Origin of the sequence: Paraburkholderia sp. GAS333, assembly GCF_050435665.1 — a bacterium.
In the GTDB taxonomy this organism is placed as follows: domain Bacteria; phylum Pseudomonadota; class Gammaproteobacteria; order Burkholderiales; family Burkholderiaceae; genus Paraburkholderia; species Paraburkholderia fungorum_A.
Genome location: NZ_JBNDKS010000012.1, coordinates 132487 through 139584 on the forward strand (window position 1 = coordinate 132487; position 7098 = coordinate 139584).

At 60.5% G+C, this 7098-nt stretch carries 5 protein-coding genes and 1 tRNA gene; 4 read left to right on the forward strand and 2 right to left on the reverse strand.

The features are described from left to right. Positions 1-77 precede the first annotated feature (77 nt). From mnmH to ABH945_RS34705, 3 genes are read left to right on the forward strand one after another with little or no spacing between them, the layout of a single operon-like run. The gene (mnmH, locus tag ABH945_RS34695; protein ID WP_429253657.1) at positions 78-1148 is read left to right on the forward strand and encodes a tRNA 2-selenouridine(34) synthase MnmH; all 1071 of its coding nucleotides are present in this window, start codon (positions 78-80) and stop codon (positions 1146-1148) included. A 23-nt stretch (positions 1149-1171) separates the two neighbouring features. After that, complete coding sequence (locus tag ABH945_RS34700; RefSeq protein ID WP_429253658.1) at positions 1172-2227, forward strand: permease; 1056 nt, start codon at positions 1172-1174, stop codon at positions 2225-2227. A gap of 30 nt (positions 2228-2257) precedes the next feature. After that, positions 2258-2392, forward strand: coding sequence for a hypothetical protein (locus tag ABH945_RS34705; protein WP_290439522.1), 135 nt, complete (start codon positions 2258-2260; stop codon positions 2390-2392). A gap of 22 nt (positions 2393-2414) precedes the next feature. Here the strand turns inward: ABH945_RS34705 and dhaL are convergent, their stop codons facing one another. Both dhaL and ABH945_RS34715 read right to left on the reverse strand, forming a co-directional pair. Then, the gene (gene dhaL / locus ABH945_RS34710; protein WP_429253659.1) at positions 2415-4118 is read right to left on the reverse strand and encodes a dihydroxyacetone kinase subunit DhaL; all 1704 of its coding nucleotides are present in this window, start codon (positions 4116-4118) and stop codon (positions 2415-2417) included. Between the two features lie 309 nt (positions 4119-4427). After that, positions 4428-4504, reverse strand: a tRNA-Val gene (locus tag ABH945_RS34715). 1603 nt (positions 4505-6107) lie between these two features. Here ABH945_RS34715 and ABH945_RS34720 point away from each other — a divergent pair. Next, positions 6108-6572: a hypothetical protein gene (locus ABH945_RS34720; RefSeq protein WP_429253660.1), complete on the forward strand. Its 465-nt coding sequence runs from the start codon at positions 6108-6110 to the stop codon at positions 6570-6572. Positions 6573-7098: the final 526 nt, after the last annotated feature.

Below are 7098 nucleotides of genomic sequence, written 5' to 3' on the forward strand. Positions count from 1 at the left end.
GGGCCGTCCATCAGCCGCCATTAACGGCGCATGAGATAATTTCCGCTTCCCGCCGTAGACCGTTTTGCCCCTATCTCTTGAAAAACCTTTTAGTCAGCCTCGAAAAAGCAGGTGATTTCGACGAAATCATCGATGTACGCACGCCTCTCGAGTTTGCGGAAGACCACATTCCGGGCGCGATCAACGCGCCGGTGCTGAGCAACGAAGAACGCGTACTGGTCGGTACAACGTATAAACAGGTGTCGCCGTTTGAAGGCACGCGGATCGGCGCAGCGCTGGTCGCGCGCAATATCGCCCATCACCTTGAAACGACTTTCGCCGACCGTCCGCGTAGCTGGCGGCCGCTCATTTATTGCTGGCGGGGCGGCAAGCGTTCCGGCTCGGTGACGACACTGTTCAACATGATCGGCTGGCCGGCACGTCAACTCGATGGCGGCTACAAAAGCTATCGGCGCGCGACGCTCGACACGCTCGACGCGTTGCCCGCCACCTTCAATTACATCGCGCTGGTGGGCCCGACCGGCAGCGGCAAGACCCGACTGCTCACGGCGCTGAACCACGCGGGCGCGCAAACGCTCGATCTCGAAGCGCTGGCGTCGCATCGCGGCTCGCTGCTGGGCGCGTGGGCGGGCATGCCGCAGCCGTCGCAGAAGCGCTTCGACACGTTGCTCGTGAGCGCGTTACGCGAGTTCGATCCAACGCAACCAGTGTTCGTGGAGGCGGAAAGCCGGCGCATCGGCGCAATCACGCTGCCGCTCGCGCTGCTCGATACGTTTCATCGCGGCGCGTGCGTCGAGGTGCTGTCGAGCCGCGAAGATCGCGCGACGTTCCTGCTGCACGACTACGCGCATCTGTTCGACGATCCCGATTCGCTGAAAGGGCAACTGCAACGAATGATCGGATTGCACAGCCGCGAACGTGTGACCGGCTGGCAACGACTCGTCGACGAAAACAGGCGGGCCGAACTCACTCACGAGTTGATCGGGCGGCATTATGATCCCGCCTACGCGCGCAGCAGCCATGAGCATTTCGTCGAATTGCCGCACGCGCTGCAAATGAATTTCCGCCCGAACGACGCGGATGTCGTCGGTCAGGCAAAAGCACTGCTCGCGCAATTGAACACCCGCGCGCTCGTTGTCAGCGAATAAAAACCCACGCCAGAGACCTCATCATGCAAACAACCCTTAGACAGCCCCGTGCCGCGCTTGGCTGGATCGTCTTTCTGCTGATCGCTGTGGTCGGCCTCTTCTATGTGAAGTGGTTCCCGTACTACAACCGCGCGTTCGTCGCGGCGAGCCAGCATTCGATCGGCAAATCGATTCTGATGGGCACCTCGGCGAGCGCGCCCGCGCCGTCGCTGCAAGCCGCACTCGATTACGCCCTCGCCTACGGCAAGGCAATCTGGCAGGCGATGGTGCTCGGTCTTCTGCTGGGTTCGGCGGTGCAGGCGCTGATTCCGCCGCAATGGGTCGCACGCGCGCTCGGGCGCAGCGATTTCAGCAGTGTCGTGAAGGGCGGCCTGATGTCGTTGCCGGGCATGATGTGCACCTGCTGCGCGGCGCCGGTCGTCGCCGGTTTGCGCGCGCGTCAGGCGGCGCCGGGCGCGGCGATCGCCTTCTGGCTCGGCAACACCGCGCTGAATCCGGCCACGTTGATCTTCATGGGCTTCGTGCTCGGCTGGCAGTGGATGGGCTTGCGGCTCGCGTTGGGCATCGTCATGGTGTTCGGCCTGGGCTATCTGGTAAACCGCATGGTCACGCCGAAAGAAGCCGAAGCATCGCGCGACGAAATAGCGAAGCTGATCACCATCGACGAAGCCGGCACCGCCTTTTCGCGCTGGCTGAAAATTCTCGGCGCGATGACGCTGCGCCTCGTGCCCGAATACATCGTACTGGTGCTGATTCTCGGCGCGGCGCGCGCGTGGCTGTTTCCGCACATTGGGCCGAACATCGACAACAGCCTGGTATGGATCGTCGCGCTGTCGATCGCCGGGACGCTGTTCGTGATCCCGACTGCCGGCGAGGTACCGATCATTCAGGCGATGCTGTCGTTCGGCATGGCGTCTGGCCCTGCCGGCGCGTTGCTGATGACGTTGCCGCTAATCAGCGTACCGTCGATGGCCATGCTTGGACGCTCGTTCCCGCGACGCGTGTTGACGGTCGTGGCGCTTGCCGTGCTGGTGTGCGGCGTGGTGAGCGGGCTGTTGGCGGTCGCTTTGGGCTTCTGAGTTTGTGCTTTTGAATCGGGTTTTTCAGGTATGAAACGTATCGCCGCATTCGCCGTGACGAGTTGGTCGGCAGCAGGGCTGCTTTATTTTGGACAGCACTCTGTCGCGCTGATCGTCGTGAGCGGAGTCGTCGCGCTGGCCGGGTTCGATCTGCTGCGCCCGTAACGACCCGCCCCTCAAGACTCACTCAGTTCACTACCGCCTCGTGAATCGTGGCAAGCCACAACGCAACTGCATGCGCTCCCGGGTCAGCGTGACCCAGAGCGCGATCGCCGACATAACTCGAACGCCCTCGCCGTGGATGCATCGACGCAGTTTGTGACGTGCCTTCGATGGCGGCGTCGACGGCGGCTTTCAATGCGGCGTCGATGGATTCCCGATGAGCGAGCGCGGACTGCAATGCATCGGCGGCGGGCTTCAGTGCATCGACCATGGTGCGGTCGCCGGGATGCGCTCCCCCTAGCTCCATCAATCCGTCGACACCCGCGCTGAACGCCGCCGCCCATTCGGTCGCCGTCGAGCCGCCGGACTGCTCGAGGGTCGTCGCCGCGCGCAACAACATCACGGCGTAGAGCGGCCCCGACGTTCCGCCGACCACACGTCTTATCGTCGCGGAAATGCTGCGTAGTACGGCGCCCGGCGTCGCCTCGGCGGGATACCCGTCGATCTCCTGCAGAACCGCCCGCGCGCCGCGAGACAGGCTGATACCGAGATCGCCGTCACCGACACGTTGATCCATCGCGGTCAACGTCGGCTCTGCTTTCAGCAGGCACGCGCAGATGGCTTCGATCGCGTGACGCAACGTGGAGTCGCGCGAGAGCGTGGCGCCGCTCGCGCGATCGGGCGTAGCGGCTGCGGCTCGCACCGAAACCGGCGCAACGCGTCCGCTCAACGCGGGCCACGCGCTGGTGTGCGCGGCGGCATCGAGCCAGCCGAGCCTCTCGTCGTCCACTCGCAGTAACGACAACGAGACGCCCGCCATTTCCAGTGCGCTCAGAAACGTGCCCGCCCACGCGCGCTCGACCTGGATACCGTGTTCCGCCAGATAACGCAGCGCGGCCCCCGCCACGATGCTCAATTCGCTCGACGGTGTGCCGCCGAGATTGTTCACGAGCAACACCGCACGCTCGCCGCTTTGCAACGACAGGTCGCCGATAATCTTCGCCAGCAATTTGCCAACGATCGTGTTCGCCGGTTCCATCGCGCCGCGCTCCACGCCTGGCTCGCCATGTATGCCGAGTCCCCATTCGATTTCGTCGTCGGCCAGTTCGAAGCCCGGCTTGCCGGCAGCGGGCACCGTGCACGGCGTGAGCGCGACACCCATGGTGCCGAGCGACGCGGCGACATTCCGTGCGATCTGCGCAACCTCTTTCAGCGGACGCCCTGCCGCTGCCGCCGCGCCCGCAATCTTATGGACCAGCACGGTCCCCGCAAGTCCACGCCGGCCCGCGTGGTCGCCGCTCGCGGTTAATGCGACGTCGTCCGCGACGATCACCATTTCCGTGGGAATGCCCTCGGCGCGCGCGATCTCGGCGGCGAGGCCAAAGTTGAAGCGGTCGCCCGTGTAGTTTTTCACGATCAGCAACGCGCCTGCGGGACCGGCAACCGCACGTATGGCGTCGAGCACCGCGTCCGTGGAGGGCGACGTGAATACTTCGCCCGCTACCGCCGCACTCAGCATGCCGTGGCCCACATAGCCTCCGTGAGCGGGCTCGTGACCCGAGCCGCCACCTGAGATCAACGCGACCTCGTTGCGCGCCGCTACGGCCTCAATATCGGCCCGCACGACGATCGTGCCGCCTTGCAGCAGCGAGAGATTGGGATTGAGCGCCGCGAGTCCGTCGAGCATGTCGGGGACGACTGCGGAGACGTCGTTGATGAGCTTCTTCATTGCGTCAGCATCCTTTGAAAACTACCCGCGCGTAGTTGTGCGCGCCTGGCAGATTATTCGGTGACGAAGCAGTGGCGATGGGTCGAGAATTCGGTGGAGATTTGCTGGTGATTCAACAGAAAGCGTGAAGGCTTAACTTTACCGCGCATTGCTGAGAACAGTGACGGAATGCGACAGACGTGAACGCGCAAATGCATCCGCGAAAGAAGGGACTTTTATAAAACAGGGAGGCGGTAGAGAAGAAAAGAGAGACACTGAACATGACAGTAGACGAAAGCGGAACCGCTTTCGTCTACGTCACATATTCGTTGGTAGGCTCGATTGGATTCGAACCAACGACCCCCACCATGTCAAGGTGGTGCTCTAACCAACTGAGCTACGAGCCTTTAGAGAGCGCGAATTATAGAGAGTCCTCGCGCGCAGCACAACCCCTCGGTGCAATTTTATGTCGATATGTGTGCTTCGGATCAGTTTGCGAGGTAAGTTGCGCTTTGTCTGGTCTGCGAATCCAGCAGTTAGGCCGGTCGATTCCAGTACTCGAATGCGAATGGGCTGTCGTCGAAATGCGGCACATGATTGCTGCCGGCGACACATTCGCGATTTGAGCAGTGGATGCATGCGCGCGACGCGGGTTGGAATCGGAGTGGTTGGACATGTCGCACATGTCGCGACTCGTGCGTGTGCCTTGTTATCGTGAGCTCTAATTTGCGTGTGCCAGGTATGGCAGAGCGTGTCGTGAACATGTGCTGAGTACGAAGCACATGTGAGGGTTATTTTTTGGCATCTGTGTTGATGTGAGGTTGGCGTTGGCCAATGCGCTGAGTACTTCGCTATCCGGTTGAACATCGTCATTGCATTCGACCTGCCGCACGTGAGTTACGTATCGGCGTGACCGTCACTCGTAGTCAGCGGCCGATCATCAACCTGAACCGTACGACGATGTCTGCGATGGTTAGCGGCGCCGATTTTTAGACCGAAACGTGTGAGTGATAAGCACCCAGTTGATCGAGAGCTTTGCTGTTCATCTTTGGGTAGCTACTTCGTCGCCCTCCCGCGCAACGCATCCTTCCTAGGTCAAAAAGCGCGGTAGATAAGGTTCAGTTGTATTAGCCTCTACTCGCCGCTCAGATACTGTCAGCGAAGATCTCGCCCACCGTCGGTTATAGGAATGATTCTCCGGGGCGACTCGAATCTCTAGCCCACCACTTCGCGGCTTCGGGTCAACCGTCTCCTCTCACCGGAAAGAGAGCTATCAAGTTGGAAATGACGAACTGAACTAACACTGTCAGGCAAGTCAACTGCTGTTATCTATAGCTCAGTTGCCAACGTTGCAACTTTACGCGCCACGCCCACGCTGCGAGATTTTTGCGTTTCCGTGCACGGTAGCGCTTGCGCCATTGGAGATCAACGTGCCTCGATCCAATGCGGCATCCACAATTGCCTTAAACGTTGTCGATTTCCTCGCGTCGTTGAGGTCCGGCAAGTCGATAATTCTGCACGGCCTCAAATAATCATGTGCGGATCGGCTTCATACGCCCCCGTTGTCACAGACGTCTGAGGCTTCATTTCACTGATACGCGGCGTTGCTGCTTGACAGCGGCCGTGTTGGAAATGTGCGCTTAGCGCCCTATCAGCGTGATTGGTGTAATCGTCACGTAGAGCGTGAACTGATTGCTTAAAAGCTGTCGTGCGAGCGGCTCCACGTCCGAAGCGGCCGGATGCAGATCCACCACGCTGCTATAGGTGCGCCAGTTGTCACCGACACCAACCCGCGCTGCCGACCGAGTGACGCAATGAAGGGGGATCGAAAGCCACTGCTTTGGTGAACTGAAAAGGTGCGAGCAACGCCTGAAACGAATGCAATTCGCGGTCGCGGAATGACTTACCAGCGCAGGTTGAGATGTGCTCAGTGAAGTATGCGCGGTGAGGGCTCAATCTTTTACGGAGCGCGCCGTTATTGCATCTGCACAGGCATAACTTTGGATCTTCATGGCACAACCTATCCCCTTATCCCGCAACGCGGGCGCGGCGCGCGCGCGGCATGCCAAGGCCATGCTGCTGCCCATGCCGCGACAGGTCGCCGACGACCTCGCACTACGCATGCACCTCTCGCTCGACGCCTTGCGCCGCGGTGTCGGCAGCATGACCGATGCACAAACGCTTACGCAGGTCATGCTGCTCAACGGATTCCTTGCCGATTCCGGGTTCGGCAAGGTAACCGGCGAGGAGCTCGGCGCAGCGGACGGCGCGGTCGCAGCGGTGTTCGATATCGGCAGACTGACTGGTGAATGGCGCTTGGACGACGCGGGATTCGAACTTTTTGCCAAACTCGCAACAAATTACGACCGGCAATTGCATAGCGCGCCACTTTGGGTCGTAACAGACGCGAGCGAACGGCTCGACCGCGTTATCGCTGGCGTGCCGGATCAAACACTGATACGTAAACGGGCTTAGGCGGCCGGATGGCTTTGTAGTGCCGCGGAGTTTTTTACGACGAAGTGGCGACGATTAGCGCCGTGTGTGACGAGCCGTCGAGGGTGACGCGCAAAGGGAGCGTCGTTAGATCAGACGTGGGATATCGAAGCGCGCAAACGCCTTAGATTGGAAAGCGTTGAAGATATCGGCGTATAGACCACATGGGCCGGTATTGATGATTGGTGTATTCGGGGAATAAGTTGCTTCGGATTCTCGAAGCAGTACCTGCTGAACTGGGATATCAGCGCTTGGGCGCGTTTATTCCAATAATTTGGAAGGCACGAGGAGTTGCAAGAGAGCCGTGACCGCACGTGTCACGGTCGCTACCATGCGCGCTCCTGCCATGGCCGGGATTCCTCTGCAGCCTGCGGGATGCATCCCCCGATGCCTTAGACTGCTGAAACCGAACCGGTAAACGCAGAAACCCCACCTTTGCGGGGTGGGGTTTCTGATGCTGCTGGGGAGCCTGACGATTACCTACTTTCACACGGGCAATCCGCACTAT

What these genes read in the sequence shown, in the direction of transcription:
- ABH945_RS34700 (WP_429253658.1), top strand. Translation starts at nt 1,172, where the DNA reads ATGCAAACAACCCTTAGACAGCCCCGTGCCGCGCTTGGCTGGATCGTC.
- ABH945_RS34705 (WP_290439522.1), top strand. Translation starts at nt 2,258, where the DNA reads ATGAAACGTATCGCCGCATTCGCCGTGACGAGTTGGTCGGCAGCAGGG.
- dhaL (WP_429253659.1), bottom strand. Translation starts at nt 4,118, where the DNA reads ATGAAGAAGCTCATCAACGACGTCTCCGCAGTCGTCCCCGACATGCTC.
- ABH945_RS34720 (WP_429253660.1), top strand. Translation starts at nt 6,108, where the DNA reads ATGGCACAACCTATCCCCTTATCCCGCAACGCGGGCGCGGCGCGCGCG.